Origin of the sequence: Mesorhizobium sp. M0491 (assembly GCF_040321265.1) — a bacterium.
GTDB lineage: Bacteria > Pseudomonadota > Alphaproteobacteria > Rhizobiales > Rhizobiaceae > Mesorhizobium.
Genome location: NZ_JAMYRE010000006.1, coordinates 47,712 through 65,195, shown reverse-complemented (window position 1 = coordinate 65,195; position 17,484 = coordinate 47,712). Strand labels below are relative to the sequence as shown.

The following is a 17,484-nucleotide window of genomic DNA, read 5'->3' as shown; positions in this document are numbered from 1 at the left end:
GAATCGTGAAAGCCGTTTTCGATGTGAAGCCGGGTTCTGGCTACGACGATGACATCACCCGCCGCTATCAATTCCCCGCTCGCAGCAATTATCTGGACGCTGCCCGGAACGCCATTGGCGACTGGGTGCTGTTTCGCGAACCGCAGCGCAATGGCGGCCGTCGTGCGTATATCGCCTATGCGCGTGTAACAGATGTCTTGCCGGATCCTGACCGATCCGACCGTTACTATGCCCATGTGACGGACTATCTCGAATTTCCTACACCGGTGCCTTTCGTTAAGGATGGCCGCTACGCGGAGGCGCTGTTGCGCGAGGTTCTCGACCCCAGCCACGTCGGCCAAGCCGTGCAGGGCAAGTCGATGCGCCCGATCCTGAGTGAGGATTTCGACAACATCGTGCTGGCTGGTTTGAATGAGACACTTGACCCTGCCAACGCCAGAAGGCTCAGCCCCGACATGCTGCCGCTGGATGTTCCATGGCCGATCCAGCCTGGTTTTGCCGGACAGCCCGGTTTTGCCGAGACGGTCGATCGTCGGGTCGAACAGATCTTGCTGAACCGCAAAATCCGCGACGCCACCTTCCGGTTGGAAGTCTGCCGTGCTTATGAGGATAAATGCGCAGTCACCGGCTTGCGCATTATCAATGGTGGCGGCAGGGCCGAGGTTCAGGCCGCTCATATCAAACCTGTCGCGGTCGGCGGGCCGGATGTTGTCCGGAACGGCATCGCGCTATCGGCCACCGTGCATTGGCTGTTCGATCGGCATCTGATTTCGATAGACGAAAACCATCGACTGCTGGTCGCGCACAACCGGGTGCCGAGCGAATTGAGAAATCTCTTCCGTCCGGAATCCCAGGGTTTGCATTGGCCCAAGGATGCGCGGTTGATGCCACATCCGGCGTTTCTGGCTCATCATCGCGAGCTGTTCGCGGGGGCGCATTGATTTGCCGCGCCGCGCCGCCCCTCATCCGCCTGCCGGCACCTTCTCCTCGTATAGACGGGGAGAAGGGAACCTCTAAAACAAGACCCTCTCCAATGGCCCCGCCAGTGTCTCGGCAAAGCCCGTCGCCAGATGGTGCCTGTCACGAAACGCCAGCTTGCCTGATATGACGACGTGGCAGGTGGTCGGGCCGCAGAATTGGTTGGTGAGGTCGATGTAGCGGGTGTCGGGTACGCTGGTCACCACGGCGCGCTCGGCGGCGGCGGTGCTGTCGTTGGCGGCGTCCGCCCTTGGCGTATCGCAGTGCGGCGAGGGGGCTTCGCGCCACCACAGGGTGCGCGCCACGCAGGAGCCGGCGAAGCTGGCGTTAATCGGCGTGTCGCGGATAACAGCCGTCTCGACACCGGCCCGGCTGAAGGCCTGCAAGGTCGAGCGCAGGCCGGCCTGCCAGCGCGCTACTTCGGCGGTGCGTTCGGCGGCGGGCAGGTCGCGGGTCAGATTGCCGATGGAAAATTCGGAGATCACCACCAGGCGCGGCTTGCGGCGGATGATCTCTGATATGGCCTGCTCGCGCCAGGCGTCGCATTCGGTGTAGTCGCGCTTCAGCACCGTGTTGAAGGTGGAGAGCCGCGAGGCGCGGCACGATGATTTAAGATAGGTGATGACCTTTGTGTCGTTGCGCTTGGCCGCCTCGATCAGCGGCGTCGACCACTGGTCGGCGTGCGAATCGCCGAACAGCACGATGGTGCGGGTGGCATCGGCCGGGCCGAACATGCAGGGTTTCGGCGTCACCGTTTGGAAGTCGGCCAGGCAGTTCTTGTCGACGGCCCGCGCGATGGAAGGTCTTTCGACCGCCTGCTCGATGCCGCGCTGCTCGGGGCCGATATTGCGCGTGGCCAGATGCGCGTTGGCATAGGCGACCGCCACGCCGGTGCCGGTCAGCATCAGAGCGGGAACCAGCACAAGGCCGGGAAAAGCGCGAAGCGGTTTTGCGTCTGGAATGACCCTGGGAAAGGCGCGGGCACCCACCGCCATCCAGGCGCCGCGCCGCGCCGGGTCTTCGATCAAATGATAGGTGAGCACCGACAGCGCGAGCGCCAGCACGCCACAGCCAAGGCGCTGCGGCACGGAAAGGTCCGGCGCCAGCATCCCGGCATAGACGATGACCGGCCAATGCCAGAGATAGAGCGAATAGGAGAGCGTGCCGATCCATTGCAAGGGAGGCAGGGACAAAGCGGTAGCCGGGCCAAGGGCTTGCCAGCCGGTCCGTCTATTGGTCTGCGGCCCGCCAACGCCGCTCAGCAGCACCAGAACGGTGCCCGCCACCGGCAGCAACGCGTACCAGCCGGGGAAGGGCAGGTCTTCGCTCAACAGGAGATAGGCGGTCGCGATCAGCGCCAGGCCGAGCCAGCCAAGTGCTGCCCGCAGCCAGATGCGGTGCTGCAGCAAAGCCATGGGGACCAGCGTCGCAAGGCCGCCGGCGGCGAACTCCCAGGCGCGCAGCGGCGAAAAATAGAAGGCCCAGGCCGGCGCCGCGCTGGTCAGCCACTGGCAGGCGGCGAAGGAGGCAAGGCCGGCAACGCCGATCACGGCTGCGGCCGTTCGCCGGCCCGGCCGCAGCCAGGCGGCCAGCAGAAGCAGCGCCGGCCAGGCGAGATAGAACTGCTCCTCCACCGACAACGACCAGAAGTGGATGAAGGGATTGCTGGTGGCGTCGGCGGCGAAATAGTCGAACGACCAGCGCAGCAGCCAGAGATTGATGGCATAGGCGGAGGCGAACATGGCGCCGCGCGAATAGAGCGCCTGCTCCTGCGGCGCCAGGATGAAGTAGCCGGCGGCCAGCGTAACCAGGATGACGAACAAAGCTGCCGGCAGAAGCCGCCGCGCGCGCCTGGCATAGAAGCGCCAAAGGTCGAGCCGGCCGGTCTCGCCGATCTCCTGCATGAGGTGGGTTGTTATCAGCCAGCCCGAGATGACGAAGAAGATGTCGACGCCGGCAAAGCCGCCGGGGAGCGCGGTGAGGCCGAAATGGTAGGCGACGACACCGCCGACAGCGAGCGCGCGCAATCCTTGTATGTCCGACCGGAACGATGCTGCCACGACGGCTCCTTCGTGCAAGGCCCAGCCCCTGCGCAACGTCGGCCGGGCAGGCCGATATCGCAATGCAACAATTTTATCGCAGTGCAACATAAAACAATTTTGTCGCAGTGCAACATAGCAGGAATGGAAATGGGCCGGAGCGCCGGCCGGGCTTGATCGTTGCGTGGCGGGCTTGGCCGCGCCCTGCGGCAGACGCAAAACAGCCCCGCGAAGGGGCTGTTTCTAATCGGTTCGCTGGATTGCTACTTGCTGCCGCCGTTCGCTTTCACGCTGCTGCAGAATTCCGGATGGCTGTTGGCCGCAGTGGCGTCCTTCGCCTCGTCCTCGCAGGCCTTCATCATCGCGGTCTGGTCGTCCGGCGTAAGGGCCTTCCAGGCCTTCACGAAGTCGTCCTCGCCGACCATCGTCTTCCTGCTGGAGTCCGTGTAGAAGGGCTGCATCTTGGCCGGATCGTCGAGAGCCGACGTGCCGGTATCGCTTGCGGCAAGCGCGGAGCCGGCAACCATCGAGAGCGTCATCGCGCCGAAACAGATCATCTTGATGTTCATGGTGTACTCCTCCTGTTGCTTTGGGATCGTCGAAGCAACGATCAGTTGGAAAACGACAGGTTTGGGTGAAAGTTCCGGCTTTTTTTGCGCAAAAATCCCGAAACGAAGAAAAATATAGTCGAAAAACTTGAAACTTTCCCGATTTTTCCCGTAGAAAGCGAGTTTAGCGGGTCTCTCGTGCAAGACTGACCACCAGCCGATCGACGCTGGGGTCGTCGAGACTGACGATATGGGCCATCAGCATCGCTCGCCTCATGCTGATCCTGGTGACGTCCTGCCGCATGATGACCGACACAAAGGCCGGCCCCGATCCGGTGAGGACGATCGCCCTGCCGACCAGAACCGGTTCGGAGATGGGAGCCCACTGTACGGTCATGATCGAGGGCTCGCTTGTCTGGCGGCGGTTGATGCCTGTGAAATAGATCCAGTTCAGGCGCGAGATCGCCACGCCGTAATGGTTGCCGGGTATTCTCGAACCACCCTGGCCACCGCCCGGAGCCCAGCGCGTCACCCGCCTGAAGGTGACGAGATCGGTCTCACGCCGCACGAAGGTGACCGAGCGCATCAAAAAATCGGGTCGGCCGGGGATCGAAAAATAGGTGAAATAGGTGCCTCCGGCGATGGCGGGCGACGGCGGCCGCACCATGTTCTCGTACAGTGCCTCGCGCAACGTTGCATTGCTGTCGCCCTTGGCTGCCGCGGCGGCCGGCTCACGATACAACTCATCCTCGTCGATCTTGAAATAGTCGCAGATCAGCCTGGCGGTGGCTTTGTTGGGAACCGCCTTGCCTTGCAGATAGCGCTCGAACTGGGTGCGGTTGATGCCAAGCTCACGGCACACCGCGCTGACGGAAGCGTAGCGTTGGACCAGCCGCCTGAGATTGGCGGCGAGATTCTCGCGGATTGGCACGACATCTCCCCGACAGACGTACGGACCAGTATTCAAGCGATATCTTATATACACTTGCATGACGTAGCGAGGGTGCGAAGATGGACCTTTGTCCAATAGGGCGAGGATCCCGTGGGCGCGTAGACTGTACGATTTTGACAGTCCGGCTATGCAAGCCCCGCAAATGGGCGTATTTCGGTGGCAAGAGCGACCTCAGATCGGCCTCTCGACATCCTGCAATGGAGGGCGGTTTGGATCATACCGGCCTGGTCGAGCTTCTGGACTACACACAAGCGCAATTGACGAAGATCCGCCAGGCGGTCGCGGCAAGCGAGCACGCCGGTGCCATGTTCACCATCGACTGCCTTGTCGGAGCGGCGGCCGAGCAGACGAAGTGCAAGCTTGCAAGTCTGGAGCATGCCGGCTTGCCGGTCGGCAGGGATGGGCCGATTGGCCGAGGCGCATTTGAAGGCGGTGCGGCGCTGCCCGGCAAAGCGACATCGGGCAAGCCGGATGCCGGCGGCGACCGCTCCTGATCAGGGCGCGCCGATCTCGCCGATCAGCCTTGCATATTCGGCCTCGGCTTCGCCGTAACTGCCATTGGCAAGTTCCAGCAGCCCGGCGCGGTCACGAATGACGATCTCGCCCCGACGCGAGCGGATCAGCGCGCGGCCTTCGAGCAATTGAAGGGCAACGGTGACGCCTGGCCGCCTGACACCAAGCATGATGGCCAGGAATTCGTGCGTGATGGCGAGATGTTCGCCCGGCACGCGGTCGTCGCACATGAGCAGCCATCGCGCCAGCCGCTCCTCGAGCTTCAGCCGCGCGTTGACGAGCGCGGTGCAGCCGGCCTGGGTTTGTAGCGCGTTGATGAAGCGCAGCAGGAACATGCGCATGGTCGCACTTGCCGCCAATGCTGCCTTGAATGCGCCGGCTTCGATGCGGATCGCCTCGCCTTCGAGTTGTACATAACAGGCATGCGGCGCACGGTCGTCGCCCATCACCAGGGAGTATCCCGTCATGCCTTCGAAGCCGATGAAGCCCACTTCGGCCTCTTGGCCGCTCGCCGTGCTGGCGACCACCGAACCGATGCCCTGTTCGATGAAGTAGACGGCCTCGATCGGAATATTCGGGGTCACAAGCATCATGCGTAGCGGCAAGTCGCAGCGCTGCATGTGCGGCTCGAGCAACGCCAGATCATCCGCAGGCATGCGTCGCAGCAGTTGGTTTCGGTATTGATGATTTTTGTTGGGATCAGACATGGCGTGGCCCAATGCAGGGCAAGAGCCATCCAATCTCCCAGCCGTCCGTGCCCGTAAAAACGTGCGGACGATCGCCTATGTATAGGGGCGCAGAACGAATAAAGCTATGAATGCGATGTGAAATTCGAAGCACGGCGCCCCCCAACGCCCGTTCGCATATGAAAAGATCGGCCTGAATGTTAGTGTCGGAAACGTACCAAGCGCCACTTGGTACAAAACCGACATATATCTTGAGAGCGTCGGATCACGGTGAGGGCCAATAAAATCCGCCGGCTAATGACAAAGCGCCATGTCGCGCTGGGCCTGAGAACCGTTCGGCAGACCGGCGGGAGAATTGTACGATACTTACTGTGATGAGGCCGATGTTGACTCTTGCTCAGTCCGATTTCATTTTTTGACCGACAGCGTCAAGGAAGTGGTCGCTGCTCCGAAAGGGGCTTCTTATGCCGAGCCTTCATAAGCGCAATCCCGGTTTCCATCCTTCCGATCTGCAGCTGTGCCAGCGCGTCTTCGATCGGGTCTGCCTGGAGCGCAAACTTGACCGCGTGTCGGGGGAGTCGGACGTACAGCGGCTGGCAGCCACAGTGTTTTCGCTGTTTCAGAATGGCTGCCGCAATGAAGGCGAGTTGCTCGAAAGTTTCAGGCGGACCCGCCAATGACCAAGGCCAGGATCACGTCCGCGACACCGGCAGCCAAAAACGAACCTTACGACGCTGCGATCTTCGCCCGGAAATACGGCATGTCGCGGAAGGCCGCGGAGGTCGTGCTGTCCGCGAACGGACCGTCCAGAACGGCTTGTGACGCTGCCGCGCGCTCTTTTATGGAAGCGGTTGCCCGCAGAGCGAAGAGCAGCCATGAACACTGAAGTTGCGAGCGACTGTCGTTTCGCCGCCGACCCGCAGGCGCGTCCAATGCTGCCTTTATTGGACGCCGCGAGGCGTTAGCCTGTCGGCCCTGTCGGACCTGTCACTCCTGAAGCGGCTTGCTGCGCCGTCACGGCAGAGAGTTTCTGCCGTTTGAGCAGCATCGGTTTTTCATAGATCTTCTTCATGTTCATGGCTTCCCTCCACAAAATTCGATTGCGGGAGCGTCGTCGCCGGCCGCGCTCTTGTCAAGCCGACCTTGTCGAGGGTCGGCCGACCGGGACGAAAATCCACGCTTCAATTCCTGTCGGCCGGCTTGGAACGCATGCGCGAAACCGTCTCGCGCTCGGCGCGCTTGGAGCGCAGCGGCGGCAGGCCGCGGTCGATCAGGTCCATGTCCTCCAGCACCATATCGCCCATGCGCTTGAAGGCGATGTCGAGCGCGCCGGCACGGTGAGCCGAGCGCAGGAAGCCGGGCAGGGTGCGCACCGGATGGTCCCGCGCCAGCGGTTCTTCGGGGAAAACGTCGCTGGCGGCGACGATGTGGCCGCTCTTCACCGCCGCCATCAGCGCCGGGAAGTCGACCACGCCGGCGCGGCTGAGCAGGATGAAGGCGGCGCCCTTGCGCATGCCGGCAAAGGCCTCGGCACCGAGAAAACCCTGGTTCTCGCTGGTCACCGACGCAACGACGAAGATGAAGTCGCTGGTCGACAGCACCTCGTCGAGAGAGGCCGGTTCGACGCCATTGTCGATGAGGATCGATGGCGGCAGCCAGGGATCGAAGACTTTGGTGCGGGTGCGGAAACCCGACAGCAGCCGGTTGAGCGCCCGGCCGAGATCGCCGAAGCCGATGATGCCGACATCGGCGCCGGACAAGAGCCGCGCCGTGTGGTTGCCGTCGCCGCCCCACAGTTCCTGTCCCTGGCGGAAGGCGAGATCGGCATCGACGATGTCGCGGGCGAGGTTGAGCGCCATGGCAAGGCCAAGCTCCGCGACCGGCTCGGCGAACACCAGGCCGGTGGTGACGACATGGATGCCGCGCGCGAACAAGGTCTCGTAGGGCATGTTGTTGATGAGGTTGGTCTCGACATTGAAGACGCAGCGCAGCGCCTTCATCCGGTCGAGCGTTTCGGGCGATATGGGCGGCTGGCCGATGATATAGCGCGCCTCGGCCAGCACGTCGGCCGGCAGTTTCGCGACGCCGTCAGCGGTCGTCTCGACAATGCGATAATGCGCCTTGAGCCGCGCCAGCTGCCGGGCTGTGAAGATCAGGTCGAGCGTGCGTGGTTCCGGCGCACTGATAACCAGCGGCAAGGCGCTGTTGGACATGACTATTCCCTCTGTTCCCGATGGCCAAAATACCTTGGATGAAACGATTTACAACATCGCGCGGGGAGGCAAGGAGAGCGCGATTGGCGCTGGGATGAGGTGCCCTGTCGGAGCCGATATGTGCCGCAATGCAACAGTGAAGAATCGTTTGACTACGATGGCGCGGAAACGACGTAAGGACCAGTAATGACACAATTGACACGGGGCAGGGAATTGGTTCTGCTGGCACCGTACTAATTTGGAGGGCACTTTACAGTGAAGAAATACGAGAAACCAACATTGCAGAAGCGCGACAGGCTTTCGGGCGTCACGGCCCAGACTGCCCCATCGACACCTCCGCCGATCCTCAGTGATTGATTGGCGCCTGATGCATTCGCCTGACAAGGGCAATCAATAGCAGCAATCGATAGGGCGCGACTGGTCGCGCCCTATCGCATATTGGCCACGGGCGCCCGCCGCTGTCCCAGATGCCGGACCTTGCGGCCGATGATCATCAGCTGGCGCGCGGTGTTGTTGCGCAGGCGCCTTGCGCGCCATTCCAGTCCGGTGCCGGCGGTGATCGACTTGGCATAGTAACTCACCCGCATGCCATCCTCATCGGCAGCCACCTTGACCGGGTCGTCATAGAAAGCGTTGATCTTGTCAGCCGCCATGCCTGGTGTTTCGAGCCATCGTGGAATGTGAACCGAATGGAGTTGATCGACATCGGTCATCACGCGCCCGATGCCGACGCCCGGCGTCGGACACGTCGTGCAGAAGGCATCGCCGATGAAGATGACCCCGTCGCGGCGATGGCCTTGCGTGGTGCTCAGGCTGATCTGCCTGACCTCGACAGGACTTGCGACTTCGAAGTTGCCACATCGCGCTGCTATTTCGGGCATCAGCTCGCAGAGCATCTTTTGCGGCTCCTGGCGAAAGGCCCGCGTCCACGCTTCGGCCACATTGCGATAGAGGAACATGTTCGCCCGCATCTTGTCGCCGAGGGGAAAGATGCTGATGTAGGCGATACGGTCGGCAGCCCGCCTGCTGTAGCAGGTGACGGACTGATGACCGAAATCGCGCGGCGAGATGGCGAGGTCGAATCCCATCGACAGTGAATGCGCCTTCGATTGCTCAATACGCTCGACCCCGACGGCGCGCCGCACCGCCTCGCCGTGGCCGGTTGCCACCACCAGCAGGCGGGCATCGATGACGGCGCCGTCGGCCAGCACAAGCCGCTGCCGGTCCGGTCCAGTCGAGACTTCGGTTACCTTGCCGACCGTCAGCGGCACTTGCGCAGGCAAGGCATCGCGCAGGCCATTGATCAGCGCGCCGTAGGAGAATGTGAATTCAGCCTTCTTCTCATGCGCGAAAAACTGGCCGAGGCGAAAGACATGCGTGTCGGTCGTCGAGGTGACGAGACGCTTGAGTGTTGCATCGAGGCCGAGCTTTTCGAACAGCAGCATCTGATCCATGCCGATCTTCTCGGCCCGGAACTCCTCGTGGTGGACGCGGTGCGGGTCGATCAGCGCCACCTTGCGCCCGGCTTTTCCCAACAGCATGGCTAAGGTGGTCCCAGCCATTCCGGCACCGACGATCGCCACATCGACTTCGGCCGGGCAGGCCTCTGAGATACTCATTCTGCTGCCCTTTCTGGTGGCAACTGCACGTTCACAATCTCCGGTAGAAAATATCTTCCGGACCTGAATCAACCGCAAGCAACCGGAGCGCGTGCCTGGTAGTAACCAATGTTTAGGTTAATCGCGGGCCCGCTGCTTCCAGCGCGGTGCGATCGCCGAGCCATCGATGAACTCAAAGCCGCCAGCCTCGTTGAGCGTGTGAAGTTTACGCCCACTCCATAGCGCACCTGGATGCAAGATGGTTTCAACGACCTGCTCCATGCCGATCAAATCAAGGTGAGAAATGCGTGCGATGCCAAGCGCCGCGCCATAGCTCCTGCGGCAGTCCTGAACCGGGCGCAGCAGGTCGTTGCCGCGCCTGACCATGCGGCCGGCCGGCCGCGCCGAGGCGATGTCGATCAGCACGGGATTTTTGGGGTGCGGCGTCCAGGGGCCGCGAAAATCCGGCGCCGACCACAGATGCAGCGTGTCGGAGAAGGCGCCGCCGCCGTCGCGGACGGTGGCGAACAGCCACCAGGCGCCGCCATGCTCGACAAGCGTGGCGTCGCTGGCGACGACACCGGACAGAAGCGTCGCCTCCTTGACCCATCCGCCGGGAAAGGCGGTGGCCCGGTAGAGATCGACCGTGCCGTTGGCGCAGCTTTCCGGCACCATCCAGACCTCGCCGTCGCGCTCGAAGACGAAGGGGTAGGAGAGATGGTAGGGCAGATCCAGCACCGGTTCAGGTCGTCCGAGCGGGCCTGCCGGGCCGAAGGGCACGGCGGAGATGATGGCCTTGCCGAGCCGGTGAATATAGTCCTCGACGAACAGGGTCAGCTGGCCCTGGTAGAGGATGGGAAACGGATCGGCGTAGAAGCGGCTGCCATCGTCCGGCAGCTCTTGCCATCCCGACGCCGGATGCGCACGCAGGTCGAAAAGATCGCGGCCCCCGGTTTGCCGCCAGCCGACCTTCCAATGCGGCGCGTTGTAGCAAAGGTGATAGATCTTCTGGACGATCCGCCGCGCCAGCGTCTTGCCGGCTCTGACCCCAAGCTTGCCGGCCGAGGGCATTGGCGGCGGGCTGCCTGCCTGCGCCGGCTCTGGCAGATCGGGCACCGACTTTGCCGCGCCTGACATGGCAGCGACGATCAGGCTTGCTGTGCGCGCGAGCATATCCTGGAAGGACGCCAGCGCGATGCCGCCATATTCTGTGCCCAGACGCCCGGCGGCGATCGCAACGCCGTTCTCATCGATGCGGGCAAGCGGCGTGCGGCCGGCGAGGATCAGGGCCAGCAAGGCCGCTTCCCCGCTGGCGCCGTCATAGGTGACGCGCCAGACCCGTGTGCTTTCCAGCCTGACATCGCCGCAGAGGTCGATCACAAGGTCGGGCGAAGCAGGGGACCGCCGATAGGGCGCGAGCGCCGAAAGCGGCACACGCTTGGCTAGTCCATCATGGGCCAGTCCATCATGGGCCAGTCCGTGTATCGCCGTTTCGAGTTGAAACAGGGCCGCGGCGCTGCGCGGAATGCCGCCGCCCGCCGGTCTGACATCGACGGACAGTTCGACGTCGCCGAGCGCGGCAAGGCGCTCCAGCAGCGTGAGATGAAAGGCGCGGACGCAGTCGCCGTCCAGGCGTAGACTTATCTGCATGGTGGAGGTCCGAAAAGGCGGTGCCCGGCCTTGCCGGCCAGGCCGGTCCGGTCAAATTGTAACCCCATCTGCATCCGTCTCCGCTCGCTGCGTAGCCAACACCTCGATATGTATATTTTTAAGCAAACCGCGTGCCAAAATTCACGTCACCTCTCAACATAATTAACAATGTTTTAACAGTTGGAGGAATAGCTAGGTTATCGCCGCAAACTGATCTTGCCGGCATATGGAGTATTGTCGGAGGCAGCCATGCAATCATCCCTGCCCATGGTTCCTCAGCAACACTCTCCGGATGCGGCACGCGCGGGATCATACGCAGCTTCGACTGTCGAACTGGGCGACCTGAAGCGCATCCTGGTGCGCCGCCGGTTCTGGATCTTCGGTACCGTTGCACTGCTGACGCTGGTCGCCCTGCTCTACGGCCTTTTCACACCTGCGCTCTACAGCTCGGCGGCGGAAATCCTGATCGATCCGCAGGATCTGCAGGTGGTCACCAACGACGTCAATCCCAGCCGTATCTCACCCGATGGCGGCATCACGCAGGTCGAGAGCCAGGTCAGCGTGGTCCAGTCGACAGGCGTGCTGATGCGGGCGATCGCGGCGACAAACCTGACGCAGGATCCGGAATTCAACGGGCAGGGCTTGCTGTCGCGCCTGCTCGGTTCGGCATCGGCCGAAGGCGACAGGTCGGTGCAGACACTCGACGCGCTGCGCCGGCGCCTGGCGGTGAAGCGGGCCGACAAGGTCCTGGTCCTCGACGTCATCGTCACCGCCAAGAGCGCCGACAAGGCCGCCCTCCTGGCCAACGCCATCGCGCAGGCCTACCTGGTCGACCAGGCGAGCGCGCGCGCGAAAATGGCCAGGGACGCCTCCGAGTCGATCACCGCCCGGCTGGACGAGCAGCGCAAACGCGTCCAGCAGGCCGAGAATGCCGTCGAGGCCTACAAGTCCGCCAACAACATGGTGATGGCGGCAGGCAACCTGGTCAGCGACCAGGAACTGACCGAGATCAATACGCAGCTTGCGGCGGCGCAGAGCCGCACCGCGGCGCTGAAGGCGCAGGTCGACCAGATGCGCCGCCAGAGCGGCACGGCGGACGCGACCTCGGAAGCAATGCGCTCGGCGGTGATCTCGAGCCTGCGGGCGCAAGAGGCGACGCTGGTCGACCAGGTCTCGCAGCTCGGCACGGAGTTGGGGCCGCGTCATCCCTCGCTGATCGCAGCCCAGCAGCAGCTGCGCGACACGCGCCAGCTGATCGCGCGCGAACTCGGCCGCATCGCCACCGCCACCGAGACCGACTACGAACGGGCGCTGGCCAACCAGCAGGCGCTGGAAGCCAAGGTGGCGGGCATGAAGAGCAAATCGCTCGACACCGACCAGGCCTCGGTGCGGCTGCGCGAATTGCAGCGCGATCTCGAGGCGCTGCGTTCCGTCTACTCGAACTATCTCCAGCGTGCCCAGGAGACGCGCGAGCAGATCAATGTCGACAGCACCAATGCGCGCATCATCTCCAACGCCATGCCCGCCTTGAAGAAGAGCTGGCCGCCTTTGCCGTTGCTGTTGCTGGGCGCGATATTCGGCGGCCTCGGGCTCGGCACCGGTCTGGCGTTGATCGCCGAATATTCCTCGCCGACGGTGCTTTCCAGCGCCCAGATGCAGTCGGCCATCGACGCGCCGGTGCTGGGCGTGGTGCCGGCAAAGTCGGGCACTGGCCGGCGCTGGTGGCCTTTCGGCGGGGCGCGCGCCGTCGCCTCCAGCCAGAAGACCGACGCCGTCGTCGGCCTTGCACTGAGGCGCATGTTCAGTTCGGGCCAGCGTCCGGCGGACTGGCCGCTGGTGCCTTCCATCCTGGTGACATCGTCGCCGGGCGAGGGCGCGCAGCGCAGCCGGGTGGCGCGGCTGCTGGCCGATGCCGCGGCATCCAGGGGCAGCCGTGTGCTGTTCATCGATGCCAATGCCGGCGGCGACCAGAAGGATCCGCAGCCGGGAGTCCTCGATGTGCTGCGCGGCGAGTACGCCTTCGAGGCCGTCAGCCATTACGCAGCCGGCAGCAACGTTGCCGTGCTGGGCAGGGGCCGCTCAAAGGCGGTCTTCCAGGAAGCGCATGGCATCTATTTTGCGCAGCAGATGCTGGCGCGGGCCAGCCGGAGCTTCGAACTCGTCGTCATCGACGGCGGCGCGCTGGCCGACAATCTCAATGCCTCGCCGCTGGTCGCCATGGCCGACGAGATCGTGCTCGTCGCCACGCTGAACGCCACCCCGATGCGCGACGTCACGACGACCGCGCAGGCGGTTTCCGTCATGGGGCGGTTGCCAACGGCCGCCTTGCTGGTCGACGAGGCCGCCTGATATGGCTGCCAGTTGGAGCGCAAGCGCTTCGAACCATGGTGTTGCCGCACCCCGCGCCGGCACGTCGCTCGATGCGCTGACGCGCTTCGGACTGATCGCGGCGGTAGCGGTGCTGTTCAGCATCTCGGGCGGCATGCTGTGGCTGGTCGGCTACAATTATGATGGCCTGTTCGGCAACCCGGCGACCAAGATCCACCCGTCCACCTATCTCATCGTCCTCCTGTTTGCCTGGCGTTCCTGCGCATCAGGCAATCCGGTGGGCCATATCGTCCATCTCGCCGACAGGCGGCCGGCCAGCGCGCTGATGGCCGCCATATCGATCGTGCTTCTGTTCGTCGTCATCGCAAGGCAGCGGCCCGGCATGGCCGGCATGATCGATACGTTCGTGGCCGCGGCACTTCTGGTCCTGATGCTCAGCGAGGACGACGAACGGACCTTCGCCGGGCTGCAGACCGTCGTTCACGTGGTCATGACGGCGAATGCGCTGCTTGCCCTTTTCGAGTTCGCCACCAAGACGCTTATCTTCCCCTATCGCCTGGACGGCGTGGCGTTTACCACCGATCTGCGCTCGAGCGCGCTGCAGGGGCATCCGCTTGCCAATGCCATGGTGACGTCGATCTATGTGCTTGCGCTGCTCTCCGGTGCCAGATCCCTGTCGATGCCTGTGCGGATAGGGTTGATCGGCCTGCAATGCGCGGCACTCGTCGCCTTCGGCGGCCGCACGGCGATGGTGACGACGGTGGTGCTCGGCGGCTGCTACCTGCTTTTTCAGGGCACCACCAAATTGCGCCAGGGCCGCGTCAATCTCTTGGGTGCGGCACTCGGCTTCATGCTTGCCGCACTGCTGCCGGTCGTCATCATAGTGGCGGCATATCTGGGCTTTTTCGACGCGCTGCTGGAGCGCTTCGTGTCGGACAGCGGAAGCGCCAATGCCCGCGTCGAGATGTTCGAGCTTTTCAAGCACCTGGAATTGCGCGATCTGATCGTGGGGCCGGATGTCGAGCTGATCGACAGCCTGCGCCGCATCAACGGTCTCGAACAGGGCATCGAGAACCCGATCATCCGCACGGTCCTCTATCAGGGCGCCTTCTTCACCCTTTTGCTGACGTTCGGCTTCGTGCTGTTCCTGTTCGAGGTGGCGCGCCGCTGCCATGCCGGCATCTGGCTGCCGATGCTGGGCTGGGTCATCCTGATCAACACTTCGGAAAGCGTCGCGTCGAAGACGACGCTGCTGACCAAGTTCGTGGTGCTGGCATTGGTGCTTTACCGGCCGGCGCGGGCAGCTTTCAAACCGGTCAGTCCACCGGCATGGTCAGACCAAGCGCCGCGATGATATCAGGGTCCACCGCCCGGGTGGTATCGTCCATCATGCCCATGCCGTCGAAGAGATCCCACAGTGCCCAGGCGAAGCCGAGTTCCTCGGCGCTCCGCCTGACATCGGCGATGTAGCGCCCGCGATCCGGGTTGGGCGCGGCGACATAGCGGGCGTCGGTGCGCAGCGCGCCGAACTCGCCCATGATGATGCGTTCCGGCGCAAGGCCGTGGCCGTCGGCCCAGTCGCGAACCTGGCGAAGATATTTGTCGACAAACCAGCGGTCGGGCCGGGCGTCGAAATAGACTTTCAGCACACGCTCGGTCTCGGCATAGGCTGCCTGCTTGGCGTCTTCAGGGGTTTCGGTGTCCTGCGCCATGCGCGCCCTGACCGATGCCAGCGTCTGCTCCAGCGAGCCGGCGGATGCCGGCCACGGCACATTGTTGAGCGACCGGTAGACGGGCTCGCGCATCCAGGGTGCCCCCTGATGGCTGAACAGATAGGGCTCATAGAAGTGGAAGGTGAACAGGATCGGCTCGAACGGGGACAGCGGTGCCGGATCGAGCGCGTTCAGTCCGCTCACCATCGAGCCGCAGCCGCCGGTGACGACCAGCGGCAGGGTCGCGGCCAAGGCTCTTGCCGCCGTCAGAAGTGAAAGCTGGATCTGCGACCAGACGTTCGACGCGCAGGCCTGCGCCGGCTCGTTGACCGGCTCGAGCGCCACCCTGCCGGGCTGGAACCGCGCCAGCCTGCCGGCAAGCTCGCCGACCAGCCCGCGGTAGAGATCGAAGGCGGGCGCCGCGGTGCTGGAGACCATGCGGTCGGGGTTCCAATAATGGGTGGCGGCATTGGCCTGGATGTTGACGATGATGCCGAGACCGGCGTGGAGGGTGGCCGTGACAGCCGCGTCCAGCATGTCCAGCAACCGGCCGCGCGTGGTGGCGTCGGCGGCCAGGAAAGGGCCGGGATCAACAGGCAGACGGATGAAATCGAGCCCGGTCCTGCGCAGCCGACGCAGGTCGTCCGGGGTCGGCACCGGCCGTTGCGACTGGAAGGGCGGCCAGTCATAGTCGGTGCGCGGAGCGGGAAATTCGCGCGTCAGCGAGAACCAGGGCCAGGCGTTGACGCCGCGCCGAAATCGCGGCCCGGCGGCTGCGCGAGCGATTGGTGCGATCGGGAGCGAGCCGAGAGCCGCCGCGGTGGACAGCGCCGTCCGCAGCACCCGCCGGCGCGACCAGCCTGTCATACGGTTCCTGGCGATGCGTGATCCATCGCGGTGGTCTTGGCGGCGGTCATGCCGAGCAAATGATAGGCCTCATTTTCATAGGCAAGCAGGACATCGTCCCAGCGAAAGGCTTCGCGGGCGCGCGCCCTGGCGGCAACGCCGCAGGCCTTGACCAGGGCATCATCGTCCAGCGCCTGCTGCATCCGCTTGGCGCAACTGTCCTTGTCGGTGAAGTAGATCGCCGCAGCCCCGGCGGTCCATCTGTTGTAGGGATTGTCGTGGGCGATCACCATGTTGCCGGCCGCCAGCGCCTCGACCAGCGAGGGGTTGGTGCCGCCGACCGTGTGGCCATGCAGATAGGCGCGGGCGTGGTATCTGAGCGCCTTGACCGTCGCCTGGTCGTAGATGGCGCCCGGCAGGACCACCGAGCCATTCGCCGCCTTGCGGATGGCGGCATGATAGGGGATGTCGTCGGACAGCGTTCCCAGCACCACCAGCTTCATGTCGCGCTTGGCGGAGCAAAAAGCTTCGACGATCGGCAGGATGTTGTTGTCGGGTTCGATGCGGGCGATCGAGACCAGATAGCGCCCGGGCTCGAGGCCGAGCGCCCGGACCGGCGCCTCGGGCGCTGATGTCACCGGATCGGCGCCATAGGCGATGGTGGCGATGGCGCTGCGCGGCCGGCGTGTCGCCAGGTGATCTGCGATGGCGGGATGATCGGCGACCAGCCGATGCGAGGCCCATGCGCCGATCCATTCGTTGAGCCAGAACCAGGTTCGCGCCGCCATTCCCCATTTTGGGCGGCGCCACTCGATGCCGTCCATGTTGGTGAAGATCTTGCGTCGTTTCAGCCTGAGCCAGGTCAGGAAGACCGCGCCATTGTAGCCGAGCACCAGGCAAACACCCGGTTGCCGGGCGGCGTTGCGGGCGCATTGCCAGTCGAATTCCAGCGTCGCGCGCGGTCCCTTGGAGGCGACCTGGATGTGAATGAGCTCGATGCCGCGCCAGGTTTCGCTGCGCACCCTCTGGTCGATCCGCTCGACCTCATCTTGGCAATAGACGCCAACTTTCCAACCGCGCCCGACAAGAAACAGCGCCAGTTTTTCGGCAAAGGTTTCAAAGCCGCCATGGGCCGCGGGTATGCCGCGGGTCCCCAGGATCAGAATGGCGGGCGTTTCTGGTTTCATGGCCGGCGGCACTTTCACATGTCTCATATATTAGATATTGCTTAATTTATAATGAGCAGATGGCAACTTCCGTGCCACCTCCCGATTTCAGTATCTTGCGAGGGATCATCGCGCGGGGTTGTAAAAAAACGGTGTTGAAGCCGATGGTTGTTTCATTCTCGGTCAACCCTTCTGTGCGTAGCTGTATCGAAACGAAGCAATGCCTGGGGCGTACGGCCGGCAGTCGGGCGTATC

General features: G+C 63.6%; 15 protein-coding genes. 5 read left to right on the top strand and 10 right to left on the bottom strand.

Annotation, left to right across the window (positions count from 1 at the left end):
• Positions 1-5: 5 nt before the first annotated feature.
• On the top strand, positions 6-941 hold the full coding sequence (locus NKI69_RS09205) for an HNH endonuclease (RefSeq protein ID WP_023813295.1): 936 nt from the start codon (positions 6-8) through the stop codon (positions 939-941).
• A 72-nt stretch (positions 942-1,013) separates the two neighbouring features.
• Here the strand turns inward: NKI69_RS09205 and NKI69_RS09200 are convergent, their stop codons facing one another.
• The 3 genes from NKI69_RS09200 to NKI69_RS09190 all read right to left on the bottom strand — a co-directional run bounded on the left by NKI69_RS09200 (position 1,014) and on the right by NKI69_RS09190 (position 4,496).
• Positions 1,014-3,038: an acyltransferase family protein gene (locus NKI69_RS09200; protein WP_352721070.1), complete on the bottom strand. Its 2,025-nt coding sequence runs from the start codon at positions 3,036-3,038 to the stop codon at positions 1,014-1,016.
• A gap of 242 nt (positions 3,039-3,280) precedes the next feature.
• Positions 3,281-3,586, bottom strand: a complete 306-nt coding sequence (locus NKI69_RS09195; protein ID WP_352632167.1) for a hypothetical protein — start codon at positions 3,584-3,586, stop codon at positions 3,281-3,283.
• 163 nt (positions 3,587-3,749) lie between these two features.
• Complete coding sequence (locus tag NKI69_RS09190; RefSeq protein WP_352632169.1) at positions 3,750-4,496, bottom strand: helix-turn-helix domain-containing protein; 747 nt, start codon at positions 4,494-4,496, stop codon at positions 3,750-3,752.
• 230 nt (positions 4,497-4,726) lie between these two features.
• Here NKI69_RS09190 and NKI69_RS09185 point away from each other — a divergent pair, with 230 nt between their 5' ends.
• Entirely contained in the window at positions 4,727-5,011 is a 285-nt protein-coding gene (locus NKI69_RS09185; protein ID WP_128305546.1) for a hypothetical protein, read from the top strand.
• Here the strand turns inward: NKI69_RS09185 and NKI69_RS09180 are convergent, their stop codons facing one another.
• Positions 5,012-5,737 carry a Crp/Fnr family transcriptional regulator gene (locus NKI69_RS09180; RefSeq protein ID WP_031213618.1) on the bottom strand — a complete coding sequence of 242 codons (726 nt, stop codon included), beginning with the start codon at positions 5,735-5,737 and terminating at the stop codon, positions 5,012-5,014.
• A 655-nt stretch (positions 5,738-6,392) separates the two neighbouring features.
• Between NKI69_RS09180 and NKI69_RS09175 the strand changes: the two genes are divergently transcribed.
• On the top strand, positions 6,393-6,602 hold the full coding sequence (locus tag NKI69_RS09175; protein ID WP_023813302.1) for a hypothetical protein: 210 nt from the start codon (positions 6,393-6,395) through the stop codon (positions 6,600-6,602).
• Positions 6,603-6,677: 75 nt separating this feature from the next.
• On the opposite strand, the gene NKI69_RS09170 is transcribed toward NKI69_RS09175, so the two are convergent.
• The 4 genes from NKI69_RS09170 to NKI69_RS09155 all read right to left on the bottom strand — a co-directional run bounded on the left by NKI69_RS09170 (position 6,678) and on the right by NKI69_RS09155 (position 11,177).
• Positions 6,678-6,794, bottom strand: a complete 117-nt coding sequence (locus NKI69_RS09170; RefSeq protein ID WP_023813303.1) for a hypothetical protein — start codon at positions 6,792-6,794, stop codon at positions 6,678-6,680.
• 103 nt (positions 6,795-6,897) lie between these two features.
• Positions 6,898-7,929, bottom strand: coding sequence for a hydroxyacid dehydrogenase (locus tag NKI69_RS09165; protein WP_352721066.1), 1,032 nt, complete (start codon positions 7,927-7,929; stop codon positions 6,898-6,900).
• Positions 7,930-8,357: 428 nt separating this feature from the next.
• A complete protein-coding gene (locus NKI69_RS09160) occupies positions 8,358-9,548 on the bottom strand; it encodes an FAD-dependent oxidoreductase (RefSeq protein WP_352441848.1) in 1,191 nt (396 codons plus the stop codon).
• Between the two features lie 117 nt (positions 9,549-9,665).
• On the bottom strand, positions 9,666-11,177 hold the full coding sequence (locus NKI69_RS09155) for a glucosamine inositolphosphorylceramide transferase family protein (RefSeq protein WP_352721064.1): 1,512 nt from the start codon (positions 11,175-11,177) through the stop codon (positions 9,666-9,668).
• A 249-nt stretch (positions 11,178-11,426) separates the two neighbouring features.
• Here NKI69_RS09155 and NKI69_RS09150 point away from each other — a divergent pair, with 249 nt between their 5' ends.
• Positions 11,427-13,526, top strand: a complete 2,100-nt coding sequence (locus tag NKI69_RS09150) for a GumC family protein (protein WP_031213619.1) — start codon at positions 11,427-11,429, stop codon at positions 13,524-13,526.
• Between the two features lies 1 nt (position 13,527).
• Positions 13,528-14,859, top strand: coding sequence for a VpsF family polysaccharide biosynthesis protein (locus tag NKI69_RS09145; protein ID WP_023813308.1), 1,332 nt, complete (start codon positions 13,528-13,530; stop codon positions 14,857-14,859).
• Here the strand turns inward: NKI69_RS09145 and NKI69_RS09140 are convergent.
• Positions 14,822-16,084: a glycoside hydrolase family 5 protein gene (locus NKI69_RS09140; RefSeq protein ID WP_352721061.1), complete on the bottom strand. Its 1,263-nt coding sequence runs from the start codon at positions 16,082-16,084 to the stop codon at positions 14,822-14,824. The genes NKI69_RS09145 and NKI69_RS09140 overlap by 38 nt on opposite strands.
• A complete protein-coding gene (locus tag NKI69_RS09135; RefSeq protein ID WP_164893068.1) occupies positions 16,081-17,250 on the bottom strand; it encodes a DUF1972 domain-containing protein in 1,170 nt (389 codons plus the stop codon). The genes NKI69_RS09140 and NKI69_RS09135 overlap by 4 nt, the downstream gene beginning before the upstream one ends.
• Positions 17,251-17,484 lie beyond the last annotated feature (234 nt).